The organism is Nocardioides sp. NBC_00850 (genome assembly GCF_045207335.1).
Classification (GTDB): Bacteria; Actinomycetota; Actinomycetes; order Propionibacteriales; family Nocardioidaceae; genus Nocardioides.
Genome location: NZ_CP108845.1, coordinates 1097687 through 1120314, shown reverse-complemented (window position 1 = coordinate 1120314; position 22628 = coordinate 1097687). Strand labels below are relative to the sequence as shown.

General features: G+C 69.6%; 22 protein-coding genes. 10 read left to right on the top strand and 12 right to left on the bottom strand.

Features of this window, described 5'->3' with window-relative positions:
* Nucleotides 1-30: 30 nt before the first annotated feature.
* Nucleotides 31-936, top strand: a complete 906-nt coding sequence (locus OH802_RS05495) for a class I SAM-dependent methyltransferase (protein ID WP_406025854.1) — start codon at nucleotides 31-33, stop codon at nucleotides 934-936.
* Here the strand turns inward: OH802_RS05495 and OH802_RS05490 are convergent.
* Nucleotides 920-1762, bottom strand: coding sequence for a hypothetical protein (locus tag OH802_RS05490; RefSeq protein WP_406025852.1), 843 nt, complete (start codon nucleotides 1760-1762; stop codon nucleotides 920-922). The two genes, OH802_RS05495 and OH802_RS05490, sit on opposite strands and share 17 nt — an antisense overlap.
* A gap of 349 nt (nucleotides 1763-2111) precedes the next feature.
* Between OH802_RS05490 and OH802_RS05485 the strand changes: the two genes are divergently transcribed.
* Nucleotides 2112-3311 (top strand): glycosyltransferase, encoded by a 1200-nt coding sequence (locus OH802_RS05485; protein WP_406025850.1) that lies wholly within the window; start codon nucleotides 2112-2114, stop codon nucleotides 3309-3311.
* Nucleotides 3312-3363: 52 nt separating this feature from the next.
* Here OH802_RS05485 and OH802_RS05480 read toward each other — a convergent pair whose 3' ends face one another.
* From OH802_RS05480 to OH802_RS05470, 3 genes are all read right to left on the bottom strand, one after another.
* Nucleotides 3364-4224: a S1 family peptidase gene (locus OH802_RS05480; protein ID WP_406025848.1), complete on the bottom strand. Its 861-nt coding sequence runs from the start codon at nucleotides 4222-4224 to the stop codon at nucleotides 3364-3366.
* A gap of 210 nt (nucleotides 4225-4434) precedes the next feature.
* On the bottom strand, nucleotides 4435-5307 hold the full coding sequence (locus tag OH802_RS05475; RefSeq protein ID WP_406025846.1) for a S1 family peptidase: 873 nt from the start codon (nucleotides 5305-5307) through the stop codon (nucleotides 4435-4437).
* 214 nt (nucleotides 5308-5521) lie between these two features.
* Nucleotides 5522-6394, bottom strand: a complete 873-nt coding sequence (locus OH802_RS05470) for a S1 family peptidase (RefSeq protein ID WP_406025844.1) — start codon at nucleotides 6392-6394, stop codon at nucleotides 5522-5524.
* Nucleotides 6395-6778: 384 nt separating this feature from the next.
* Here OH802_RS05470 and OH802_RS05465 point away from each other — a divergent pair, with 384 nt between their 5' ends.
* On the top strand, nucleotides 6779-7684 hold the full coding sequence (locus OH802_RS05465; protein ID WP_406025842.1) for a hypothetical protein: 906 nt from the start codon (nucleotides 6779-6781) through the stop codon (nucleotides 7682-7684).
* 7 nt (nucleotides 7685-7691) lie between these two features.
* On the opposite strand, the gene OH802_RS05460 is transcribed toward OH802_RS05465, so the two are convergent.
* Both OH802_RS05460 and OH802_RS05455 read right to left on the bottom strand, forming a co-directional pair.
* Nucleotides 7692-8510, bottom strand: coding sequence for a hypothetical protein (locus tag OH802_RS05460; RefSeq protein ID WP_406025840.1), 819 nt, complete (start codon nucleotides 8508-8510; stop codon nucleotides 7692-7694).
* Nucleotides 8511-8562: 52 nt separating this feature from the next.
* Nucleotides 8563-9336 carry an IclR family transcriptional regulator gene (locus OH802_RS05455; RefSeq protein ID WP_406025838.1) on the bottom strand — a complete coding sequence of 258 codons (774 nt, stop codon included), beginning with the start codon at nucleotides 9334-9336 and terminating at the stop codon, nucleotides 8563-8565.
* A 149-nt stretch (nucleotides 9337-9485) separates the two neighbouring features.
* Here OH802_RS05455 and OH802_RS05450 point away from each other — a divergent pair, with 149 nt between their 5' ends.
* Nucleotides 9486-10145: a maleylpyruvate isomerase family mycothiol-dependent enzyme gene (locus OH802_RS05450; RefSeq protein ID WP_406025836.1), complete on the top strand. Its 660-nt coding sequence runs from the start codon at nucleotides 9486-9488 to the stop codon at nucleotides 10143-10145.
* Nucleotides 10146-10157: 12 nt separating this feature from the next.
* On the opposite strand, the gene sigJ is transcribed toward OH802_RS05450, so the two are convergent.
* On the bottom strand, nucleotides 10158-11039 hold the full coding sequence (sigJ, locus tag OH802_RS05445; protein WP_406025834.1) for an RNA polymerase sigma factor SigJ: 882 nt from the start codon (nucleotides 11037-11039) through the stop codon (nucleotides 10158-10160).
* Nucleotides 11040-11177: 138 nt separating this feature from the next.
* Between sigJ and OH802_RS05440 the strand changes: the two genes are divergently transcribed.
* On the top strand, nucleotides 11178-11630 hold the full coding sequence (locus OH802_RS05440) for a carboxymuconolactone decarboxylase family protein (protein WP_406025832.1): 453 nt from the start codon (nucleotides 11178-11180) through the stop codon (nucleotides 11628-11630).
* Between the two features lie 90 nt (nucleotides 11631-11720).
* Here OH802_RS05440 and OH802_RS05435 read toward each other — a convergent pair whose 3' ends face one another.
* Both OH802_RS05435 and OH802_RS05430 read right to left on the bottom strand, forming a co-directional pair.
* Nucleotides 11721-11903 (bottom strand): hypothetical protein, encoded by a 183-nt coding sequence (locus OH802_RS05435; RefSeq protein ID WP_406025830.1) that lies wholly within the window; start codon nucleotides 11901-11903, stop codon nucleotides 11721-11723.
* Nucleotides 11904-12692 (bottom strand): calcium-binding protein, encoded by a 789-nt coding sequence (locus tag OH802_RS05430; protein WP_406025827.1) that lies wholly within the window; start codon nucleotides 12690-12692, stop codon nucleotides 11904-11906. It abuts the gene before it with no gap.
* Nucleotides 12693-12843: 151 nt separating this feature from the next.
* Here OH802_RS05430 and OH802_RS05425 point away from each other — a divergent pair, with 151 nt between their 5' ends.
* The gene (locus OH802_RS05425; protein WP_406025825.1) at nucleotides 12844-13605 is read left to right on the top strand and encodes a hypothetical protein; all 762 of its coding nucleotides are present in this window, start codon (nucleotides 12844-12846) and stop codon (nucleotides 13603-13605) included.
* A gap of 81 nt (nucleotides 13606-13686) precedes the next feature.
* Nucleotides 13687-14589 carry an endonuclease/exonuclease/phosphatase family protein gene (locus OH802_RS05420; protein ID WP_406025823.1) on the top strand — a complete coding sequence of 301 codons (903 nt, stop codon included), beginning with the start codon at nucleotides 13687-13689 and terminating at the stop codon, nucleotides 14587-14589.
* Nucleotides 14590-14593: 4 nt separating this feature from the next.
* Here the strand turns inward: OH802_RS05420 and OH802_RS05415 are convergent, their stop codons facing one another.
* Complete coding sequence (locus OH802_RS05415) at nucleotides 14594-15817, bottom strand: alanine racemase (RefSeq protein ID WP_406025821.1); 1224 nt, start codon at nucleotides 15815-15817, stop codon at nucleotides 14594-14596.
* A 97-nt stretch (nucleotides 15818-15914) separates the two neighbouring features.
* Between OH802_RS05415 and OH802_RS05410 the strand changes: the two genes are divergently transcribed.
* A complete protein-coding gene (locus OH802_RS05410; RefSeq protein WP_406025819.1) occupies nucleotides 15915-16520 on the top strand; it encodes a TetR/AcrR family transcriptional regulator in 606 nt (201 codons plus the stop codon).
* A 9-nt stretch (nucleotides 16521-16529) separates the two neighbouring features.
* On the opposite strand, the gene OH802_RS05405 is transcribed toward OH802_RS05410, so the two are convergent.
* Entirely contained in the window at nucleotides 16530-17738 is a 1209-nt protein-coding gene (locus OH802_RS05405) for an amino acid deaminase/aldolase (protein WP_406025817.1), read from the bottom strand.
* 127 nt (nucleotides 17739-17865) lie between these two features.
* Between OH802_RS05405 and OH802_RS05400 the strand changes: the two genes are divergently transcribed.
* On the top strand, nucleotides 17866-19173 hold the full coding sequence (locus tag OH802_RS05400; protein WP_406025815.1) for a D-arabinono-1,4-lactone oxidase: 1308 nt from the start codon (nucleotides 17866-17868) through the stop codon (nucleotides 19171-19173).
* A 45-nt stretch (nucleotides 19174-19218) separates the two neighbouring features.
* On the top strand, nucleotides 19219-21264 hold the full coding sequence (locus tag OH802_RS05395; protein ID WP_406025813.1) for an acyltransferase family protein: 2046 nt from the start codon (nucleotides 19219-19221) through the stop codon (nucleotides 21262-21264).
* A gap of 19 nt (nucleotides 21265-21283) precedes the next feature.
* Here OH802_RS05395 and OH802_RS05390 read toward each other — a convergent pair whose 3' ends face one another.
* The gene (locus tag OH802_RS05390; RefSeq protein ID WP_406025811.1) at nucleotides 21284-22582 is read right to left on the bottom strand and encodes an MFS transporter; all 1299 of its coding nucleotides are present in this window, start codon (nucleotides 22580-22582) and stop codon (nucleotides 21284-21286) included.
* Nucleotides 22583-22628 lie beyond the last annotated feature (46 nt).

Below are 22628 nucleotides of genomic sequence, written 5' to 3'. Positions count from 1 at the left end.
CAACCTTAAGCGCGCGTTACCCTGACCGAGATGACGGACCCAGCCAACCCCGATCCGGCACGCTCCTTCGGAGGCGTGGCGGACAGCTATGACCGCGGGCGCCCGTCCTACCCGGTGGACGCGGTGAAGTGGCTGGTCGGCGAGGAGCCGTGCTCGGTCCTCGAGCTCGGGGCCGGCACCGGCAAGCTCACCGAGGTGCTGGTCGGCCTTGGCCACGACGTCTTCGCGACCGACCCGGACGACGCGATGCTCGACATCCTCTCCGGGAAGCTCCCGGACGTACGCGCCACCAGCGGCACCGCCGAGCAGATCCCGATCGGCGACAGCCTCTACGACGTGGTCGTCGTCGGCCAGGCGTTCCACTGGTTCGACCACGCCAAGGCACTGGCGGAGATCGGGCGGGTGCTGCGTACGGACGGACGACTCGCCGTGGTCCAGAACGAGCGCGACGAGCGGATCCCCTGGGTGCGCAAGCTCGGCAGACTGATCGGCAAGCAGACTGGACTGACAGAAGAGGGCGGCTTCGACCCGACCTCGATCCTCGACGACTCCGGGTTCTTCTCCGCGGTCGAGGCGCAGACGTTCCGGCACTGGCAGGTCGTCGACCGCCACTCGATCCAGGACCTGGTCCAGTCGCGCTCCAACATCGCCACCCTCGAGCCGGAGGCTCAGGAGCAGAAGCGGCGCGAGGTGCTGGCCTTCTACGACGACTACGGACGCGGCATGGACGGCATGCAGCTGCCCTACAACTGCCGCGCCTGGCGTGCGCAGGTGCTCCCGCACGCGCAGGTCAAGCACACCGTCGAGGTCGTCGAGATGGAAGAGCCGGAGCCGAAGGTGCCGCTGGCCAAGCGCACCGACACCGCCGTACGCCTCCCCCGCGTCATCACCGACCCCGAGAACGGCGACGACGACCTGCTCATCGACTTCCGGTGAGCGGGTCTCTCGGACGCGTCGTGAGCGCGTCGCGCTCCGGGTCCATCAGGTCGAAGCTCTGGATGATCCAGAAGATCGCGAAGCAGACCAGCAGCGACACCTCGGTCGCCAGCAGCCAGTACGTCCAGCCGGTCAGGCCCAGCACGATGCCGGCCGCCAGCAGCACCACCATCGCCACGACCAGCGCCCAGTAGGTCTTGTCCAGCCGCGTACGCGCCTTGTCAGCCTCCTGCGCGATCTTCCGCACGCCCCAGTCGGTGTTGAGCACGACCGCCAGCGCGAACGGCGTGAAGGTGAACAGGGCCGCGAGCCCGTGCGCCTTGGTCGCGAAGCTCTCCTGGTCGATCAGCAGCCAGCCCACTCCGACGACCCACGCCCCGGCGACGGAGACCAGGCCGATGGCACCCCAGCGCGACGGCCAGCCACCGGCGGCGGCGCGCTTGCGGAGCCCGAAGATCAGCACGACCACCCAGCCGATCGCCATCACCGCCAGATAGCTCCAGGCGTTGTTGACGATGGCGGCCTTGTCGATCTGCTGCCCGATCTCCGGGGTCGGCACGAAGCCGACCATCGGCGCCGAGAGCCCAGCGAGGTTGAGCGCCGTGTCCTCCGCGTCGGTATAGCCCCGCAGCACCACCAGACACACGCCCAGCGCACACAGCACCGCGGTGAAGACCGGGCCCGCCGGGGTGTAGTAGTAGGACGAGATGGAGGTCTGCCACTCCCCGCTCGTGATCGTCTCGGCGCCCACCGAGATCGCGAGCCCCGCGAGCAGACAGCACAGAGCGAAACGGACATAGCGGTACGTCGTCACCTCGGTCGTCATACGCCCGAACGTAGCGGGATCCGGCCACCCTCGGGGCCCTATTCGGCAGCGCGTCCGAGACCCGCGCCAATCGTTCACCCAGCAATGTCGAAGAACGCATAGCGTGACGAACACCACATCAGATACCGTAAATCGAGCCCGGATCCCCGCCGGTTTCGATAAATCCTCCGTCGCTCCTACGATGCGCGCGTGAAGATGACGATCAAGTGAAATCCTTCGCCCCGAGCCGATGATGTCTTGGGATGCGCCCACGGACGCGTTAGCGTCCGGACGAAGCCGCATATCTCTGCCGTAGCCCCACCACCATCACCGCTCGGGCGATGCCTCCTGCGGAAAAAGTGAGGTCGACATGTCCACCGTGACATACCTCGAGGACGGCCCTTCCGTCCTCTCCCTGTACGAAGGTTTCTTCGCCGGTGGCGCCCGGATCCTGCACACCGCAGTCGTCCGCGCGCTCGACGCCACCACGCCTCAGCAGCACAGCGTGCTGAGCCTCAGCGACCGCGTACAGCGCGAGTTCACCGCGCAGCGGATCTCCTCCGACAACTCCTACCGCCGCCTGACCTCGGCCGGCGTGCCGGTGCGGGCATTGAGACGTACGCCGACGGGCCCCATCACCACCAGCCAGCTCAAGCGCGTGGCGCAGTCGGTGGCCAAGGCCGACGTGGTGCTCTCCCTCAAGGAGCAGCCGCTCACGGTGCTGGGCAGGGTCGGTACGTCCGGGACTCCGCTGATCACCTGTCTGCACCGCTCCGATCCGGAGCACCAGGGGGCAGGGGTGCAGGAGCTCATCGACCTCGACCGGGCCGGGCTGCTGACCGCGGCCGTGTGCTGCGCGGAGTCGACCCAACGGGCCTACCACGAGGCGACCGGGATCCCGCTGGAGCGGCTGCCGGTCTTCCCCAACGGGGTCGACCTCTACAAGTTCCGCACCGATGCCGAGCTGCGGGCCGGCAAGCGGGCCGAGCTCGGCGTGGACGGCGACGCACCCGTGGTGATGATCGCGGCGCGCTTCGACGAGATGAAGAACATCCCGCTCTTCGTCCGGGCCGCGCGCCGGTTCGTACAGGAGCACCCCGACGCCCACCTCGTCATGTGCGGCGCCGGGATGACCGCGGACAACCCGGCCCTCGCCCAGCTCATCACCGATGAGCTCGGCGCCTGGCCGGCGCTGGAGACCAATCTGCACGCCCTCGGGATCCAGAGCCAGATGGCGCCGCTCTACAACGCCGCCGATCTGATCACGCTCACCTCGGCATTCGGCGAGGCCGCCCCGCTGTGCCTGCTCGAGGGGATGGCCTGCGGTGCGGTCCCGGTGACCACGCCGGTCGGCGACGCTCCGGCGATGGTCGGCGACCTCCGTCTGGTCTCGAGCTTCGACCCGGCCGAGATGGCCGAGTCCTGGAAGGCCGCCTTCGCCCAGCGCGAGGAGCACTTCGAGCGGATCTTCCGCAACCGGCAGCGCCTCTCCGAGCAGCGGCTCTTCGATGCGTACGCCCGGCTCATCAAGGACTCCGCCGACGCGGCACTGATCCCGGTCGCGGTTTGAGACGACCGCTGGTCGAGCCCCGTGAGCGGAGCTCGACCAGCGGTGGGGCCGATCAGTAGATGGTCACGCCGTAGGCGTTGACCGCCTCCCGAACGGGCTGGAAGAAGGTCGTTCCGCCCGTGGTGCAGTTGCCGGAACCACCCGAGGTGATGCCGAGGGCCTTGGTGCCGTCGTAGAGCGCGCCGCCGGAGTCACCCGGCTCGGCGCACACGTTGGTCTGGATCAGGCCGCTGACCCGGCCGGAGCCCTGGTAGCGGACGGTGACGTTGAGCGCCTGGACGGTGCCGGTGTGGACGCCGGTGGTGGAGCCGTCTCGGGTGACCCGCTCACCGACGTACGCGTCGGCGACCGAGAAGCCGCCGGGGTGCGAGAGCGAGGGGTTGTCGTAGCGAACCAGGGCGTAGTCGTTGCCCGGGAAGCTCGAGGAGACCGTCGGGCCGATCAGGGTGGACTGGCCCGAGTTGGCGTACCAGGTCGGAACCTCGTCACCGCAGTGACCGGCGGTGATGAAGTAGTAGCTGCTGCCGCTCTGGACGTTGAACCCCAACGAGCAGCGGTAGCCGGAGCCGTAGATCGCATCGCCGGCGCCGAGCAGCGTGGTGAACTTGCCGGCGGTGCGCTTGATCGTGAGTGCCTCGGCGTCGGCGCCGGCGGCCTTGGCGACCTTGGCCAGCTCCGCCTTGGAGACGGTGGAGTCGGCGGTGACGACGACCTTGCCGGTCGCGGCGTCGGTGTACCAGGCGATGCCGGACACGGCCGACTTGTCGACAGCGGAGTTGACCGCGGCCAACGCCTTCGGACTGAACTCCTTGTGATCCGGTGCGGCGACAGCCGGCGTGGTGGCAGCGGTAGCTGCCAGACCAAGACCGGCGACGACTGCGGCCAGACGGGTGCGGGACGTGGTGAACCTCATGTGTTCCTCCTACGAACGACCAGGCACCCGCGTGGTTGCAGGCGCCAGGAATGCCCGACCACCGCGATGTGCCCGAGCACGCCTTCTGGGGAGTATGTCGACGGGTCGATCGCTCGGCTATGCGAAGGAAGAAAATTTCACCGCCAGGCGGAAATCATTACCAAATAGGGCGAAGTGGTCTGAACCACCTCGCCCCATTTCAGCTGCGTATCAGTAGATGTTGACGTCGTAGGCGTTGACGGCCTCACGGACGGGCTGGAAGAAGGTGGTGCCGCCCGATTCGCAGTCACCGGAGCCGCCCGAGGTGATCCCGAGAGCGGTCGAGCCGGCGTAGAGCGGGCCCCCGGAGTCGCCCGACTCGGCACAGATGTCGGTCTGGATCATGCCGCGGACGGTGCCGGAGCCGCGGTAGCGGACCGAGACGTCGAGCGCCTCGACCCGGCCGGAGTGCACGCCGGTCGACGAGCCGTCGCGGGTGACCCTCTGGCCGACGCGGGCGTCACCGACGGAGTAGCCGCCCTGGTGGGTCAGCGAGGTGTTGTCGTAACGCACCAGCGCGTAGTCGTTGCCCGGGAAGCTCGACTTCACCGTCGGCCCGATCCGGGTGGTCCGGCCGGAGTTGGTGTACCACGTCCCCACCTCTTCGGCGCAGTGGCCGGCGGTCAGGAAGTAGTGGGTGCCGTGGCTGCGTACGTTGAAGCCGACCGAGCACCGAAAGCCGGAGCCGTAGATGGCGTCGCCGGCGCCTAGGAACGGCTTGAACTCGCCCTTGGCGCGCTTGATCGTGATCGCGTCGGCATCGGCCCCGACGGTCTCGGTCAATCTGCTCAGCGCGGACGCGGGGACGGTGGAGTCCGCGGTCACGACCACCTTGCCGGTGGCCTCGTCGGTGTACCAGGCGATGCCGGACAGCGCGGACCTGCTGACCGCGGAGTCGACGGCGGCGTAGGCGGCCGCCAGCGCCTTGGCGCTGACCCCCGTCTCCGCGGGCGCAGCTACCGCCGGCGTGGCCATGGCGGTAGCCGCCAGCCCTAGACCGACCGCTGCCGCGAGCAGACGGCTGCGTGACCTGGTGAACCTCATGCGTTCCTCCTGGGACGACCAGGCGCCCGCCCCGGTAGCGCGCGCCACGTGCACGACCACCGCGATGTGCCCGAACACGATCACTGTGAGTATGTCGCTGTAGACACCCCAACGGCCAGTCGTCGGCAAAAAACTTTCGCAGTTCGATCAAATTTCGTACGCCGCGGGGCAAAGCGGCTCAAACCACCTCACCCCGCGGCGTACCTGTGATTGATCAGTAGATCGTGGCGCCGTACACGCTGAGCGCCTCGGTCACCGGCTGGAAGAAGGTGGTTCCGCCGGTGGAGCAGTTGCCGCTGCCGCCGGAGGTCAGACCCAGCGCGGTCGAACCGGAGTAGAGCGCGCCGCCGGAGTCACCGGGCTCCGCGCACACGTTGGTCTGGATCAGGCCGCTGACGGTCCCCTCGGCGTAGCGGACGCTGGCGTTGACCGCCGTCACGGTGCCGGTGTGGACACCGGTGGTCGAGCCGTCGCGGGTGACGCTCTGGCCGACCCGAGCGGTGCCCGCGGTGAAGCCACCGGTCTTCGAGATGGTCGAGTTGTAGCGGACGATGCCGTAGTCGTTGCCCGGGAAGCTCGAGCCCGCGGTCGAGCCGAGCAGCGTGGTGTTCGACGAGTTGGCGTACCAGGTCGAGACGGCGTTGGTGCAGTGGCCCGCGGTCAGGAAGTAGTCGGCGCCGCCGACCTTGACGTTGAAGCCCAGCGAGCAGCGGGAACCGCCGCCGTAGATGGCGTCGCCGGGGCCGATGAGCGGGCTGAACTCGCCCTTGGTGTGCTTGACGGTCACGGCCTCGTCGCCCTGGCTCGTCTTCTCGGCGGCAGCCTCCTTGACCTCGGCGATCTCGGCCGCGGAGACGGTCTCGTCGACGGTGATGACGACCTTGTTGGTGGCCGGGTCGGTGTACCACGACGAGCCGACCGGAGCGGACTCGGCGACGGCCGACTTGACCGACGCGACCTCGGCCTTGCTGAACTCGGCATCCGCGGCGGCTGCCGGGACGGCGACGGCGGCGGAGGCCGCGAGACCCACACCCGCGGCGAGCGCGGCGATCGTGCGGGGACGGAAGGTGGTGCGTTGGAACCTCATACGTCTCCTCCTGGGGGAAAGGCCCACGTGTTGTGGGCTTCCGCACCCGGAACCACGGGTTTCGCGGCTTACCGGGGGCGGGTAACTGAGTTTCGTGTTCTTTCCCTTGCCCCGCACCACATTCGATTCCCCAAGAATCTGCATTGCAAAGACTCGTTCATCGAATTCCTGCAATGCAGCAACACGCGATTCCGCAGGGTTTGCGGCTCCGCGCCGAAAGAAGAGGATTGGGTAAGCATTGCCAAGTTGTAGGTGCCCGGGTCCCGGGCCGCGTACGGTGGGTATCCGTGTTCATCTCGCTGCTCGAGCGAGGATTCGGGCGGGATTTCGTCCGTCTTCCAAACCTTCGGCGTGGCGACTGTTGATAGATGGTAGACAAACCCCATGCCGTATCCGCCGCCCCCAGGCTCCCCCGGTTCGGGCGCGCCTGACGAGGAGCCGCAGAAGCAGCCTGCCCCTTTCGACTACAACGAGCGCCTGATCGGGCTCTCCGACGAGGGCGGCAACCGGCCGGCGTTCAACGCCCGCAAGGAGCGCGCCGGCCAGGGCGGGCCGCTGCGCCAGGTCCTGACCATCGCCGTCTCCCTCGGGCTCGTGGTCGTGTGCGGGGTGGTCGTCTACGCCCTCTTCACCCGCGGCGACGACGCAGCCACGACCGCCGGAGCACCGACCGCGAGCGACACGGCCTCAGCCGGCAGGACACCGAGCGAGTCGGCGAGCCAGGGCGGCGGAAGCTCCGACGTCGGCGGTGAGTCCAGCGGCAAGCCCGACTGGCCCGGCACCAGCTCCCCTGCCGACCCCAGCGACGGCGCCACCACCTCGCGTTCGACCATCGGACCCGAACACCTCTCCAAGGCCGACGTCCCCCGCCCCTGGGAGTTCACCTACGGCGACGTCACCCTGAAGGCCCGCTACCTGAGCGGCAAGGACTACTCCGGCTGCAAGGCGACGCTCAAGCCCGCGATCCGCAACCTCGGCTGCGACTACGCCGTGCGGGTCTCCTACAAGGCTCAGCGGGGCAACCTGCGGATGACCCACTTCATCTACGACTTCAGCACCGTCGAGGCCGCCGGCAAGGCCGCCACGAAGATCGAGCCGCGGCACGTGATCCCGCCCGCGGAAGCCTCCCTGCCCGGCTACACCCAGGGCTGGTTCAAGGTGAAGGACTACGGCAAGTACGTCGTCTACACCATGGTCACGGCCAGCGACGGTATCACCGAGGCCCAGGGCAAGGAGTACACCTCGTACGGCAACACCGACCTCGGTGCGGAGATCCTCTTCCGGATGTGAGCCGGTCTCAGGGGGTCGTCTGGTCCCCTGCTTCGGGTGAGGCTCCAACAGTGGGCGAAGGCTCGGTCGAGGCGCTGCCGCTCTCGTTCGGCTGCGCCGACGGCGAGGTGCTCGGCCCGGTCGAGGTCGACGGCTCAGCGCTCGGCTCCTCCGTCGTGGCCGACTCCGAGGGCTCTGCCGACTCCGAGGGCTCGGTGCTCGCGCTCGCGGACTCCTCGGGAGTCGCGGTGGCGCCCGGCGACGGGTCCTCGCGCTGCTTGTCGTCGCCCTTCTCCGAGTCGCCTCCGGTCACCCGGGAGATCGTCGTACCGCCGTCTCCGCCGCTCGTGATCGAGCTGACGCTGCGCCCGGCCAGCAGCTCGAAGACCGTGATCGCGGCGACCACGACCAAGAACATCGCCAGCGAGAGCAGCGCGATCCGCTTCCAGGGCAGAGTCTTGAGGCGCTCCTGCCATGAGGGCATCGGCTCGGCGTCGCCGTCTCCCTCGGCCATCTCTGCCGCCTCGGCCACGGAGTCCGAAGCCGGCTCTGTCGCAGGCTCCGGGCTGGTGCGTACGCCGGCGAGCCCGGCCGCCCGCCACCGGGCCAGGGCCTGGACGCTGGTCACCTTCTGGTGGCTCTTCGCGAGCCACTGCGAGTAGAGGTTGGTGCCGATCGTGGCCGCGACGCTGCCCATCGCCGCCCCGACGAGGGTGCCGACGGCACCGAGCGTGGAGAGCAGGACGGCGGAGGTGACGGCAGCGAGGGCGCCTGCGGCGGTCGCGATCCAGTCGATGCGTGATGGTTTCGTTTCTCGGGTATCGCTGGAGGGCGGGGTGTTGCTCATTGATCCGAGGGTAACTCGCGACCCGACGCTACCGGCATCAACTTGACGCAGATCACCCTTGATTCAGGTCACGCTCCAGAGCCGCTGCGCCGGACATCAGGGTGGCGACGACGCTCGGCAGGGAATCCTTGTCGTAGCGGACGCTGGGCATGGAGATCGACATCCCCGCGACGACGTCGCCCCCGGCGCGACGGACAGGGACGCCGACGGCGACCACGCCACGCTCGGAGCGGCCGTCGTTGAAGGCGAAGCCGTTGCGGCGTACGCGCTCGAGCTCGGTACGCAGCACGTCGATGTCCGGGCGATCGGCCAGGTGGTCGGCGTACCTCTCCCGGGAGTAGATCGAGGCGACCTCGTCGTCGGAGATCTGGGCCAGGAGAAGCAGGCCGGCGGTGGTGCGGTGGGCGGGGAAGACCATGCCCTCGCGGGAGCCGACCTTGAGCGACTGCGGCGACTCGACCGAGGCGATGAAGCGGCAGGTGTCACCGGTGCGTACGGCCACGTTGGCGGACTCGCCCAGCAGGTCGACCAGGCGCTGCAGATGTGGCAGCGCGACCTGGCGGAGCCGGGATGCGGTCGAGCGGGAGTGGGCGGCCAGCTCCAGCACCGGTCCGGCGCGGTAGACCTTGTCCTCGTCCTGGACCGCGAAGTCGCGGTAGACCAGCATCGCCAGCAGCCGGTGGGCGGTGGAACGAGCGACGTCGAGCCGAGCCGCTGCCTCCGAAACGGTCAAGCGGCCTTCGAGCTGAAGGATCGCCGCCAGCTTGAGTGCGTGGTCGACGCTGGTGATCGCATACGGGGGCCGGGTCTTGAGCGGCTTGTCCATCCCACCTCTTCCTGATCACACCAAACCAAGCATCTATCGCTCGCCTCCGCAGGAGATTGACCGAGCTGAGGAGGGGGCTGTGACAATGACCACGTCTTCGAGGCACTCCCGTCCCGACTCACCAACATGATCGTGAAAGGCTGAACGCGATGTCCGTCCTGATCGGCAACACCCCGACACGTACGTTCGACGACGCCCGTCGCTGGGTCGGGGAGGGCACCGCCCTGCTGACCTCCGCCATCGACGATCTGGACAGCTCCGCTTTCGACGGCGACTCGCAGCTGCCCGGCTGGACCCGCAAGCACCTGGTCGGCCACGTCGCCGCCAACGCCGATGCCCTCGGCAACCTGATCTCCTGGGCCGAGACGGGCGTGGAGAAGCGGATGTACGCCTCCACGGAGCAGCGCAACGCCGACATCGAGGCGGCCGCGACGCGACCGGCCGAGGAGCTCCGCTCCTGGTATCTCCGCGGCGCCGCTGAGCTCGACGCGGCCATGGACCGGCTGACCCCCGACCAGTGGGAGCACGAGGTGATCACCGCCCAGCTCGTCACCCGGAAGGCGAGCGACGTCCCGTGGATGCGGGCCCGTGAGGTCTTCGTCCACGCCGTCGACCTAGGCGTCGGGATCACCTTCGCCGATCTGCCCGACGACTTCCTGCTCGCCCTCGCCGGCGAGATCCGTACCAAGCGGGGACTCTCCGACGACGACCTGCTCGGTGTCGAGGGCCCGCTTCCCGAGGTGGCTGCCTGGCTCGCCGGGCGACCGCACGACCTCGTGGACGCGCCGACCCTCGGACCGTGGCTCTGACCGTTCCTGGGATCAGCTCCAGCGGGCGAGCTTGTCCGGGTTCAGGACGATCCAGACGTCGGTGACCCGACCGCCGGCGACCCGCAGGTTGGCGACGCCGCGGTGAGCGCCGTCCTCGACGAACGTGAACCCGAGGCCGTCGGCGGTGGCCTCCGTCCGGATCTCCCAGCTCGGCCGCTTCGTGAGTACGCCCAGCAGGAACCGCGCCACCTTCTCCGGCCCGAGGATCGGGTTGAGGGCCGCGCTGACCCGGCCGCCGCCGTCGGAACGGAGCGTGACCGACGGGTCCAGCAGCGTCACCAGCCGGCCGAGGTCGCCGCCGGCCGTGGCCGAGACGAAGGCGCGTACGACGTCGTCGTGCTCCGGCAGCGGTGCGACGTCGTCACGCTGCTCGGCGACCCGGCGGCGCGCCGAGGCGGCGAGCTGCCGCACCGCGGCCGGCGAGCGGCCGACCACTCCGGCGATGTCGCCGAACGGGACGGCGAAGATGTCGTGGAGCACGAACGCGACCCGCTCGGCCGGGGTCATCGCGTCGAGCACGACGAGCAGCGCGGTGCTCACCGTGTCGTCCAGGGTCGCCCGGTCGGCCGGATCCTCAGGGGCCGCCAGGAAACCCGGCCTGACCGGCTCGGGCAGCCAGGGCCCGACGTACCTCTCCCGGCGGCTGCGCGCCGACTTGAGTACGTCGAGGCAGACCCGACTGGTCACGCGGCTCAGCCAGCCGGAGGGGTTGTCGATCGCCGCCCGCTCGTCGTCGGAGAGGCGATACCACCGCAGGTAGGTCTCCTGGACCGCGTCCTCGGCCTCCTCGACCGTGCCGAGCAGCCGGTAGGCGAGCGCGATCAGGCGGCGGCGCTCGATCATCACCTCGCCCAGGTCGTCCATGTCAGGCATCGTGGCATCTCCTCCGGGGTTCACCCAGTGTGACGAGCCAGACATCGCGATTGTGAGGTGGCGACCTCACATTCGCATCGGCCGCCTCGTCAACCTGGTGAGTGCCCGCGCAGTGCGGGCCATACCCGAAGGACCCAGATGCTCGCCAACGTCAACGTCACCAAGCTCTTCCCCGCTGCGTACAAGGCCCAGATGGCCGTCGAGGAGGCGGTCGAGGAGGCCATCACCGTCGCCGGCCTCGACCGGCTCACCGTCGACCTGGTCAAGCTCCGCGCCTCCCAGATCAACGGTTGCGCCTTCTGCCTGCGGATGCACACCCAGGACGCCATCAAGAACGGCGAGACGGCCGACCGTCTCGCCCTCGTCGCCGCCTGGTGGGAGTCGCAGTACTTCACCCCCGAGGAGCAGGCCGCCCTCACCATCGCCGAGCAGATCACCCGCATCGGCGACCTGCACACCGCCGCCGCCCCCAAGGTGGATGTCGAGAGCATCCTCGACGCCAAGCAGATCGCTGCCCTCACCTGGGTCGCGATCTCCATCAACGCCTGGAACCGGATCGCGATCTCCAGCCACTACCCGGTCGCTCCGTGATCCCGAGGGCGTGAACGAGGTAGTCCGGGACGTTTCTGCCTATTACCTGCGGGTAGACGGGCGGAAACGTCCCGGACTACCTTTCGGTCGCTACCGGTTGCTGTCGCGCCCGAGCAGGTAGCCGACCGCCAGCGCGACGACCGCCAGCGCGACCGGATAGCTCTGCAGGAATGCGCCGAAGACCACGTCGGCCATCAAGCCGAGCAGTTCCAGGATCATCCAGATCGCCAGGACCGTGCCGGCGACGATGAGGACCTTCCACTTCGTCGCCATCTACTGACTCACGTAGTCGGTGCCGCTGCCGCCGTAGAACGAGTCGCTCCCGGTCCCGCCATAGAGGTGGTCCGAACCGGATCCACCCCACAGGTGGTCGGCGTAGTCGCCGCCGTAGAGGTAGTCGTTGCCGCTGTCGCCGCGCAGCCGGTCGTTGTCACCGCGGCCGTAGAGCCTGTCAGTCCCGCGGCCACCGTAGAAGTAGTTCTCCTCGAGATCACCGATGAGGACATCGGCGTACGAGGTTCCCGTGACCGCTTCCACCCCGATGAACGAGTCCTTACCTGCGCCCGTTGCTTGAGCAGCCCTGGTGGCAAGAGACACACGTACGCCGCGGGTGTGGCCGGCATAGCTCACCCGATCCTGCGTGCCCGAACCGCCGTCGATCCGGTCATTGCCCATGCCGGGGCGGATGACGTCTTTACCGACAGACGCCTTCAAGATGTCGTTGCCGGGACCGCCATCGAGCAGGTCCGCCCCCAGGCTCGCCGAGATGTTGTCGGCACCGCTCCCGCCGTACATCCGGTCAGAGCCGTCGGCCCCGACGATGGTGTCATCTCCAGCCAGTGCACAGACCAGGTCGTCCCCGCTCATCGCGTAGATCACGTCGTCGCCGTTCGTACCCAGGATGACGTCGCGCCCTCCGGTGGCCGCCTCCCCTTTGCCCAGGTTCACCGTGACGGCGACGCCCTGGCACGTCGTCGCCGCCGAGGCGGACACCGGGGCCAGGGCGACGATCGGAACGAGGAGAAGGCCGGAGACGGCGTACGTGGTCAGGCGAGGACGCATGGGGATCCTTTGTGGAACGTGATGGCCGAGGCGGCGCCCACCCGTCGGCGCATCGCAGAAAGTAGCAGTGGGGCTGGGGGCGTACGAGAGAATCGTGGAACCGCGTGGGAACGTTTCTCCTACGTGAATCTTTACTCGGCCAGGGGGTCCGATGACTACGCCGACACCACCACCACCGCCGCCGCACGGGTACGGCGCGATGCCTCCTGCGCCGGACCTCCAGCCTGGCCGGCCGCCGAACGAAAATTCGTTCGCCGCGGGAGGGCCACCGCCGGCGGAGAAGCCGCACAACCCGTGGCCCATCGTCATCGGGCTCGGGGCGATCGCGGGGGTGCTGATCATCGGCGTGATCATCACTGCCGCCATCGTGCTTCTCCGCGGCGAGGAGGACCCGACGGCGAAGCCGGGACCCCTGACGGTGACGGCAACACCGAGCACGTCGGCGACCGCCCCTGCCCCGGGCGGGCTGGCCGCCGATCTGTTCGAGGGTGACTGGAGGTTCAAGCTCGGCGACGTGAGCATGAACGCGACGTACGTGGCCTCCCAGGACTATCCGGACTGCGGGCCGATCGCGTCGGCCGCCCTGGAGAAGAAGGGCTGCGGCTACGCCGCGATGGGGATCCACGACGCCGAGGGCGGCAAGCTGCGGATGCTCCGGGTGATCTACGTCTTCGACAGCGAGGCGGAGGCTACGGCGGCCGCGGAGTCGGTCAAGGAGACCGACTTCGACCTGCCCACCGGCAGCCTCATCGCTGACGATGTGATCGGGAAGTGGGTCGCCAAGGACTCCTCCAAGGCGGTCGTCGTCGGCTTCGTGACCGCGCAGAAGGGCGTCCCGGAGTCGACGGTCGACGACTACCTCCACTACGGCACCGCCGACATCGCGGGCGCCCTGATCTTCATGGACCTGTAGGCGCCGGAGTTCACCCGAGGTTTCCGAGTATTCGAAAGCGTTTGGTTCAGCGCACACGGCGGACCCATACCGTCGGTAGGCGTGTCCCCCACTGCCTCGGACGGTCTCGCCAAGCTCGACCACCGATGGCGGGCCGTCGTGCCCGCGGTCGCGCTGTGCGGCGTCATCGCCGCCGCCTTGAGCTTCCTGGTCCCGACGACCGCCTCCGCCGGCCCGACCGTCAAGGTCGCCCAGGCCGGACCGGTTCAACCCGGCTTCCAGCGCTTCGCCTGGCTCAACGCCTGGGCCGACCACCACACCGCGCCCGGAGGTGCTGCTGCCGGACGGCTCGACGGCGTGCCGCGGATGCGGATCGTGGTGGGTCACCTGCGGCGTACGGTCATCGACTTCGGTGTGCTCGCCGAGGTGGAGGCGCCGCAGCGGGAGGCCTTCGAGTCGTTCGGACGGGAGTACGCCCTCGTCTCCACGCCCGATGCCACCGACGACGCGGTCTTCTACCGGCGCTCGGTCTTCCGGCTGGTCAGCAAGGACACGGTCACCATGTACTACCGCCACGGTGCCCGGGTCAGCGCGCCGGTGGTCGTGCTGGAGGAGCGTTCCTCGGGACAGCGCGTCGGGGTCCTGCCCGTGCACTTCCCGGCGAGCCTCCCGTCCGCCCCCAGGCAGAAGCAGTGGCGCGACCTGAACGCCCGGATCGTCAAGGAGGCGGTCGCCAGCGCCGAGGTGCCGATGGTCGTGGCCGGCGACTTCAACCAGCGCAACGACATCCTCTGCGACCTGACCTCGTCCGGGACCGGTCTGGTGAGTCCGCTCGCGACGCACGAGAAGTGCGCCACCGGCCGTCGGGCGCCGATCGACCAAGCCTTCCTCAGCCCGTCGCTGCGGCCCGACCGCTACCAGGTCTACTCCGGCCCGTCGGCCCGTCGCGCCACCGACCACGGCGCGTTCTACCAGGTCAGGTTGCGACTCTCCGACATCGCCTGAGCCCTCAGAAGTACGTCCGGACCAGGTCGGTCACGGTGTAGTCGAGATCGACGACCGGGATCAGTCGCCACTTGTCGAACGCCGTGCACGGGTGTGAGATCCCGAAGCTGACCAGGTCGCCCGGCCGCAGCCCGGCGTCGGTGCGCAGGAAGGCGTGCTGGTCGGCCAGCTTCTCGACGGTGCCCCCGAGCGCCTCCGCGCCACCGAAGCCGTTGCGCCGCACCGCGAGCGGGACGGGCAGGCCGTGGTCGAAGGGCGCGTCCCGCCTGCCCATACCGACGATGACCAGCCCCTCCTCCGGGGCCGAGATCACCTGGGCCCACACCTCGATGGCCGGGTCCAGGGTGCCCGCGATGCGGTTGTAGGGCGTCTCGTCGGCGTAGAGGCCATGGTCGTGGGTGACGTACGTCCCGCTGCGCAGCACCTTGCGAGGCGTCATCCCGTCCGGCCAGCCCGCGGACCAGCGCTCGGCGAGGACGTCGAAGAAGGCGCTGCCGCCTGCGGAGACGATGGCGTCGGCGGCGATCAGGCCCTTGGTATAGAGGCTCGAGGCGAGCTCCTTGAGGCGGTCGAAGTAGTCGCCGACCGCCTCCGCCGTCCGCAGCCCGCCCTCGTAGCCGGCCACCCCCGCCAGGAGTACGCCCGGCGTGGAGTCGACCACCCGCGCGAGCTCGACAGCCTCCTTGACGGAGCGACAGCCGGTCCGTCCGCCCGGGAAGCCCAGGTCGATCAGCACCGCCATCGGACGGTCCTCGACGCCGACCAGGGCCGACGCCTCGGCCGCCGCCTCGACGCCCTCGACCGAGTCGACCCAGTGCAGGTGGAGGAACTCCGGGTCGGCCGCACGCTCGGAGGCCACCCAGCTCAGCGCGCTGTGGTCGAGGATCTCGTTGGCGACCAGGACCCTGCGTACGCCGGCATGGCGGGCGACCAGGGCCTGGTTGGGCGAGGCGACGGTGATCGCCCACGCGCCGGCGTCGAGCTGTCGCTGGTAGAGCGAGGGCGCCATCGTGGTCTTGCCGTGCGGGGCGAGCAGCAGGCCGTGCTCCTCCGCGAAGCCCGCGAGGGTCGCGATGTTGTGCTCCAGCGCGCTCTTCTTGAGCACCATCACCGGCCAGGTGAACGAGCCGTCGAAGAGGTTGCGGCCGGAGGCTGCGTACGTGGTGAGATCGACGGCTTCTCCCGGCTCCCAGAAGCCCTTGTCCGCCCAGGTCACTTGATCATCCATCGGGACAGAACCTACCGACGGCCGATCTGCCGGGCATCGGGTTTCTAGAAAACTTGGAAATCCCCAGGGAGGTACCGGCGTCGCTTATCGTGACGCCATGGCCAACCGTGCAGCTCAGCGGGCGATGACTCGCCAGCTCCTGCTGGACGCGGCGATGGACCGGTTCGTCGCGAGCGGCTACGCGGCCACGACGATCGATGAGATCGCCTCGGCGGCGGGCACCACCCGGGTGACGTTCTATGCCTACTTCCCCTCGAAGTCCGAGGTCATCAAGGCCTTGATCGCCGAGCGCCTCGAGGACGAGCTGATCCAGCTCCGCTCCCCACAGGGCAGCTCACTCGGCGGCCTCGCCGACGCGGTGGCGGCCGGCACCCGCGAGCAGCTCGGTGCCTGGATCCGGCAGGCCATCGCCCGGTGGCCGGCGGTGCGTCCGATCGTCACGATCGCCCGGGCCGCCCAGGCCGTCGATCCCGATCTCACCCGCATCGTCGACTCCTGGACGGACGAGACGATCGAGGACGTCAGCGCGGGTCTGGACAAGGCGGACCGGTTCGACGCCGACAGCCGGCGGCTGCGCGGCGCACTGGCGGTCGGCCAGCTCGACTATCTGTTTCAGCGCTGGGCGGACGGGTTCTGGGGCGTCGAGCACGACCGCATGTGCGAACTGGTCACCGAGAGCTGGTTCCAGCTGCTGGGCGAGTGACCCGGCAGGTCAGAGGAAGGTCTGGCCCTCGCCCCGGTAGGTCGGCGCGACGGTGATGATCGAGTCGCCCTCGATCAGCTGGAGCGTGTCGAGCCGCTCGCAGACCTCGCCCGCCTTCGCGTGCCGGAACCAGACCTTGTCACCGATCGCGAGCTGGTCGGCGGCATGCCCGCGCAGCGGCGTCTGGACCTCCCCGGCGCCTTCGGTGCCGACGTACTCGAGGCCGAAGGGGTAGGTCGGGCTGGGGACGCGGTCGAGTCCGGGCGGGCCCGAGGCGATCCAGCCACCACCGGCGACGGTGACGATGCCGGGCGCGGGGCGGCGGACCACGCTCAGCCCGAAGTAGGCCGCGGGGTGGGGCGTGAAGCCGTCGTAGCGGTCGAAGAGGGTCGGCCCGTAAAGCCCGGACCCGGCCGCGATCTCGGTCACCGAAGGGTCGGCATGGGTGGACTCGATCGAGCCCGTGCCGCCGCCGTTGACGAACTCGAGGTCGGCCAGCGAGCGTACGGCGGCGACGATCTTCCCGCGGCGCTCGGTGATCTCGGCGATGGAGGCCTTCTTCATCCTCCTGATGACGGCCGCGGGCGGGTTGCCGCTGAGCGGCCGGTCGACGGTGCCGGCGACCTGGCCCTCGTAGGCCATCAGCCCGACCAGCTGGAAGTCGGGGTCGTCGGCGACGATGCGGGCCAGGGCGACGGCGTCCTCGGGGGTGCGGACCGGGGAGCGGCGGGCGCCGAGCCAGATGCGGCGCGCGATGACCAGCGCGGCGTCGAGGTCGATGGCCACGCGTACGGGGGCGGCAGGGGTGCCGATCGCGGCCTTGACCAGCGACAACCCCTCGGCGCTGTCGACCATCAGGGTGACCCGGGCGAGCTTCTCCTCGTCCTTCGCGAGGGTGGCGAGCGCGGCCCGGTCGGCGGTCGGGTAGCCGACCACGACGTCGTAGTGCGACTCGGCCAGCCACAGCGCCTCGAACAGCGTGAAGGCCAGGATCCCCTCGTATCCCTCGCGGGCGAGCACCCGGTCGATCAGCGCCCGGCAGCGTACGGACTTGCTGGCCACTCGGATCGGGGTGCCGGCCGCACGGCGCACGAGATCGTCGGCGTTGGCGTCGAACGCCTGCAGGTCCACGGCGCCGACGGGACCGTCGAGACGGGCGGTCGCGCGGTCGAGGCGTTCGTGCTGCTGGGCGGAGAGATGGTGGGAAGTCGTGACCACGACGCAAGTGTCTATGCCCCACGCGGCGCTCCCGTCAACGGGAGGTAACCATCTGTGCCACCGCGCGGGCCGATCGATGTGGGCGAAGGCGTTGACCGGGCGGCTCCGAGGCGACAACCTTTGCGGCGTGAGCGAGTGGCAGAACTGGGCAGGCAACCAGCACGCGGGCGCGGTCGAGGTCGTGGCGCCTCGCGACGAGGCAGAGCTCGCGGCGGTGGTCGTGGCCGCAGCGGAGTCCGGGCGGAGGGTCAGGCCGATCGGCGCGGGGCACTCGTTCACCGCGATCGGGTCGCCGGTCGATGTCCAGGTCAGCCTGGATCGTCTCTCAGGGATCGTTCGAGCGGACTCGACGACCGGTCTGGTGACGGTACGCGGCGGCACCCGCCTCAAGGTCCTCAACCGCGCGCTCGAGGCGCTCGGTCTGTCGATGACCAACCTCGGTGACATCGAGGAGCAGTCGATCTCCGGGGCGATCTCGACCGGCACCCATGGCACGGGAGCGCGTTTCGGCGGCCTGGCGACCCAGGTACGCGGCCTGCGGCTGCTCCTCGCCGACGGCTCCGCGATCGCCTGCTCGGCCGAGGAGAATCCCGAGGTCTTCGACCTCGCCCGGGTGGGACTCGGCGCGCTCGGAATCATCGTCGAGGTCACCCTCCAGACGGAGCCTCTGTTCGCGCTGAACGCCCGCGAGGGCAACGGCGAGCTCGCCGAGGTGATGGCATCGTTCGACGAGCACGCCTCCGGCACCGACCACTTCGAGTTCTACTGGTTCCCGCACACGACCCGGGTCCTGACCAAGCACAACACCCGGCTGCCGCTGCCGGAGACTCCGCTGGCGCCGGTGGGCCGGCTCCGGGGCTGGTTCGACGACGAGCTCCTCTCCAACCAGGCCTTCGGCGCGACCGTCGGTCTCGGTCTTCGGGTCCCTGGCCTGGTGAAGCCGCTGGCGCGCTTCGCCGCCTCCGCCCTCTCGCCGCGCGAGTTCACCGACATCTCCTACCGCGTCTTCACCTCGCAGCGGAAGGTGCGGTTCGTGGAGAGCGAGTACGCCGTCCCGCGTGCTGTCGGCATGGAGGTCCTCGCCGAGCTGGAGCGTGCGGTCGAGGCCTCGTCGTGGAACATCTCGTTCCCGGTCGAGGTCCGGGTGGCAGGCGCCGACGACATCCCGCTGTCCACCGGGTTCGAGCGCGAGAACGTCTACATCGCCATCCACACGGCGCCCTCCTCGCCCTGGCGCGAGGAGTACTTCGCGACCTTCGAGCGCATCGCCGGCGAGGCCGGCGGCCGCCCGCACTGGGGGAAGATGCACACGCTCACCGCCGCTGACCTGGGCGAACGCTATCCGCGATTCGGCGACTTCGTCGCGCTGCGCGACAAGCTCGACCCGTCGCGCACCTTCGGCAACCCCCACCTCGAGCAGATCCTCGGCTCTTAACCTGCACTTCTCCCGGGGGTCACCGGCGGCCCTTAGCGTGACCCGATGCCGCAGCCTCCCCGACCGCCGCGCATCGCTGAGATCCACGGGCTACGGGGGCTGGCGCTGGCGCTCGTGGTGGTCTTCCACCTCTTCGGCAACGGCCGGGTCTCGGGCGGCGTCGATGTCTTCCTCGCGCTGACCGGATTCCTGGTCACCCGGTCGCTCGTCCGCCGGGTCGCGTCTTCCGAGCTGCGGCTGGCCGACCACTACGGACGCACGTTCCTGCGGCTCTCGGCTCCCACGCTGGTCGTGCTCACCGGGACGGCAGTGCTGATGGTGACGGTCATGCCGCGATCGATGTGGAGCTCGACGTTGCGGGAGATCGCTGCTTCGGCGGCGTACGTCCTGAACTGGGAGATGATCCGGTCGCAGCTCGCCTACGGGGCGGCCGGGCCGAGCGCGAGCCCGCTGCAGCACTTCTGGTCGCTGGCGGTTCAGGGACAGTTCCTACTGGTCTGGCCGGTGGTCGTGCTGGTGGTATGGCGGGTGGCGCGGGCGCGGCTCCGGCTCGTGCTGGCGCTGGTCGTGGCGGTGGCGACGGTGGCCTCGTTCGTCTTCGCGTGGCGGCTCGGGATCGCCGACCAGCAGGTGGCCTACTTCCACACCGGCGCCCGCTTCTGGGAGCTCGGCGTCGGCGCGCTGCTCGCGCTCGGGCTCGACCGTCTCCGCCCTCCGGGGGCCGCGCGCCCGATGCTCGCCTGGACCGGGCTGCTGCTCGTCGCGAGCTCGGGGTTCGTGCTCGACGGTGCCGCGCTCTTCCCCGGACCGTGGGCGCTGTGGCCGGTCGGCGGGGCGCTGCTGGTCGTGATCGGGTCGGGGTCTGCCTACTCCTGGGGGCCGCAGCGGCTCCTCTCGGTGAGGCCGCTGCGGTTCGTCGCGGACATCTCCTTCCCGCTCTATCTGTGGCACTGGCCGCTGCTGGTGGCGTGGCTGAGCTGGACGTACGCCACCCGGACCACGCTCCTCGCCGCGGTGGTCGTGCTCTCGGCGTCGGTGGTCTTGGCCTGGCTCACCCACCGGTTCGTCGAGGTGCCGGTCACCCGCGTCGGGCCACGATTCGCCGGGGTCGGACGGCTCGTGACCATCCCGGTCGTGCTCGCGCTGGTCGCGGGCACGACGATGGCCGGCACCACCGCGGTCGAGCGCCAGGACGCCGCAGCGAGGGCGGCCGCCGTCGCCGCCGCGAAGAAGTACACCGGCTGCATCGGCGCCGCGGCCATGGATCCCGCGACCGCCGGCTGCGAGGGTCCGGACCGGCTGCTCGACGCCAGGCTCGGCTACCAGGCGCCCGACGGGTCGGAATGCTGGTCCAACAAGGAGCGGCCGGTGCGGTTCAAGGTGTGCACGCTCGGTCCGGCTCGCGGCTACACGCGGCGACTGCTCGCGATCGGCGACTCGCACAACCACCAGCTCGTGCCCGCCTACCGCGAGATCGCCGAGCGGCGCGGGTGGCGCATCGACGTCGCCAGCCGCGCCGGCTGCCACTGGAACGCGCGCGATCGCGTCGGCACTCCCCGAACCACCGTCGAGCTGTGCCGGCAGTGGAAGTCGCAGCTCGCGACCTATCTCTCCGCGGAGCGAGGGATCGATGCGTACGTCGTCATCCACTCCAGCCAGGTCTCGGTCGAGGCCGTTAGTGACGAGGCCCCCGGCGAGGCGCTCAGCCAGGGTCTCGCGGAGGCATGGGCGAGCCGGCCGAACCCGTCCGTGCCGGTCATCGCGATCCGGGACAGCCCGATCTTCGAAGGCAGCACCACCCGGTTCGCCCGCGTCGTCCAGCCGTGCATCGACGACGCCGGCCTCGCGGCGGGGTCGACCTGCGCTCGCGACCGGGACCGGGTCCTACGCGACGACGGCAGCGCCGGCGCGGTTCGCCTGACCCCGAACGCCCATCGTGTCGACCTCACCGACTACTTCTGCGAGGCCGACACCTGCTCCCCCGTCGTCGGCAACCTGCAGGTCTACCAGGACGGCTTCCACATCTCGCCGCTCTACGCCGCGACCCTCGCGCCCTACCTCGGCGACCGGATCGCGACGATCCTGCGCTGATCGTGCTGAGCCATGCCGGCTAGGCGGCCGCCGGCTCCGGCTCCGGCTCGTCCTCGTGCGGGAAGTGGGTCTGCTTGAAACGTACGGCCAGCTTGGTCGACGGCCCCATGGCGGCGGCAGCGGCGACGACGATGGCGCCGATGACGAGCCAGCCGGCGCCGCTGTAGAAGTCGGGGTGCCAGCCCATGGCGAGGAAGGTGAACAGGGCCGGGGCCCAGGCGCCGCCGAGCTGGCGGCCGATGCCGGCGACGCCTTCGTACTCGCCCCGTCGTTCGGGGTCCATGAGCTCGGCCTGAAAGGCCCACGAGGCGGAGCCGATGGCCAGCTCCGCGCCGGTCACGGCGACGTGGCCGAGCCAGACCAGGAAGATGGTGAGGAACCCGCGGGTGTCGTGGGTGACCAGTGTGATCGCGCAGGCGGCGACGAAGAACGCGCTGCTCCACCACACCCGGCGCAACGCGTCGCGGACGTTGCGCACGCCCTTGGACGTGTAGGCCGGGAGGATGATGCACAGCACCGTGTTGGTCGCGAAGAGCCAGGCCAGCAGCCAGCGCGGCGAGTCGGTGTATTCGACCAGCCACAGCGGGATCACGGTGTGCAGCAGCACCTGGTTGCTCCACAGCGTGCCGGTGAAGGTGGTCACCAGGAGCCAGCCGACGTTGCGGAGCGCGCCCGGGCCGGGCAGCTTCTCGGTGACCTCGCCGGCCGCGCGGCGCTCGTCGTGGGGCGCCCTCGGCAGCCGGGTGATCCAGACGGAGTTGGCGATCCCGATGGCCAGCGCGAAGAACGGCACGCCCCACTTGAGGACCGTGTCGGTGTCCAGCGCGAGCGCGATGCCGGCGATCAGGGCGCCGATGGTGAAACCGAGGTTGAGGCTGGAGTACATGAACGCCTGGGTCTGGACCCGCTCCTTGTCGGGCAGCACATCGAGGACGTACGCATTCCGGCCGGCGCCGCCCGCGTTGTTGACCACCTCGAAGACGACGATGACCGCCAGGTAGGCCCAGAAGCCGTGGATGAACGGCATCGTCGCGAACATCAGCGCGCTGATCAGCGCGCTGATCGCCCAGATCCGCTTCGGGCCGATGAAGTCGGCCAGCCGGCCCATCGGGTAGGCGGTGAGGAACGACGCGATCCCGGCCACCGTCAGACCGACACCGATCTGCGCCGGGCTCAGGCCGACGAAGGCGACGAGGTAGAACGCCGCTGCGGTGTTGAACGTCCCGTCCCCCGCCGCGAAGAGCAGCGACTGCGTCGCCAACCGCCGCGACAACGGTGTCGGCGGGATGAGGTTGCTGATGAAACCGGGCAGGGGCACCGGCCAATTCCACCACCGCGACCGGGTGCTTGCCGACTGGTTTTCT

Excerpts from the sequence above, each read along its gene's own strand:
- OH802_RS05495 (WP_406025854.1), top strand. The coding sequence starts at position 31 with ATGACGGACCCAGCCAACCCCGATCCGGCACGCTCCTTCGGAGGCGTG.
- OH802_RS05415 (WP_406025821.1), bottom strand. The coding sequence starts at position 15,817 with ATGGATGATCAAGTGACCTGGGCGGACAAGGGCTTCTGGGAGCCGGGA.
- OH802_RS05410 (WP_406025819.1), top strand. The coding sequence starts at position 15,915 with ATGGCCAACCGTGCAGCTCAGCGGGCGATGACTCGCCAGCTCCTGCTG.
- OH802_RS05475 (WP_406025846.1), bottom strand. The coding sequence starts at position 5,307 with ATGAGGTTCACCAGGTCACGCAGCCGTCTGCTCGCGGCAGCGGTCGGT.
- OH802_RS05470 (WP_406025844.1), bottom strand. The coding sequence starts at position 6,394 with ATGAGGTTCCAACGCACCACCTTCCGTCCCCGCACGATCGCCGCGCTC.
- OH802_RS05480 (WP_406025848.1), bottom strand. The coding sequence starts at position 4,224 with ATGAGGTTCACCACGTCCCGCACCCGTCTGGCCGCAGTCGTCGCCGGT.
- OH802_RS05460 (WP_406025840.1), bottom strand. The coding sequence starts at position 8,510 with ATGAGCAACACCCCGCCCTCCAGCGATACCCGAGAAACGAAACCATCA.
- OH802_RS05440 (WP_406025832.1), top strand. The coding sequence starts at position 11,178 with ATGCTCGCCAACGTCAACGTCACCAAGCTCTTCCCCGCTGCGTACAAG.
- OH802_RS05485 (WP_406025850.1), top strand. The coding sequence starts at position 2,112 with ATGTCCACCGTGACATACCTCGAGGACGGCCCTTCCGTCCTCTCCCTG.
- OH802_RS05450 (WP_406025836.1), top strand. The coding sequence starts at position 9,486 with ATGTCCGTCCTGATCGGCAACACCCCGACACGTACGTTCGACGACGCC.
- OH802_RS05490 (WP_406025852.1), bottom strand. The coding sequence starts at position 1,762 with ATGACGACCGAGGTGACGACGTACCGCTATGTCCGTTTCGCTCTGTGC.
- OH802_RS05430 (WP_406025827.1), bottom strand. The coding sequence starts at position 12,692 with ATGCGTCCTCGCCTGACCACGTACGCCGTCTCCGGCCTTCTCCTCGTT.
- OH802_RS05455 (WP_406025838.1), bottom strand. The coding sequence starts at position 9,336 with ATGGACAAGCCGCTCAAGACCCGGCCCCCGTATGCGATCACCAGCGTC.
- OH802_RS05435 (WP_406025830.1), bottom strand. The coding sequence starts at position 11,903 with ATGGCGACGAAGTGGAAGGTCCTCATCGTCGCCGGCACGGTCCTGGCG.
- OH802_RS05395 (WP_406025813.1), top strand. The coding sequence starts at position 19,219 with ATGCCGCAGCCTCCCCGACCGCCGCGCATCGCTGAGATCCACGGGCTA.
- OH802_RS05465 (WP_406025842.1), top strand. The coding sequence starts at position 6,779 with ATGCCGTATCCGCCGCCCCCAGGCTCCCCCGGTTCGGGCGCGCCTGAC.
- OH802_RS05425 (WP_406025825.1), top strand. The coding sequence starts at position 12,844 with ATGACTACGCCGACACCACCACCACCGCCGCCGCACGGGTACGGCGCG.
- sigJ (WP_406025834.1), bottom strand. The coding sequence starts at position 11,039 with ATGCCTGACATGGACGACCTGGGCGAGGTGATGATCGAGCGCCGCCGC.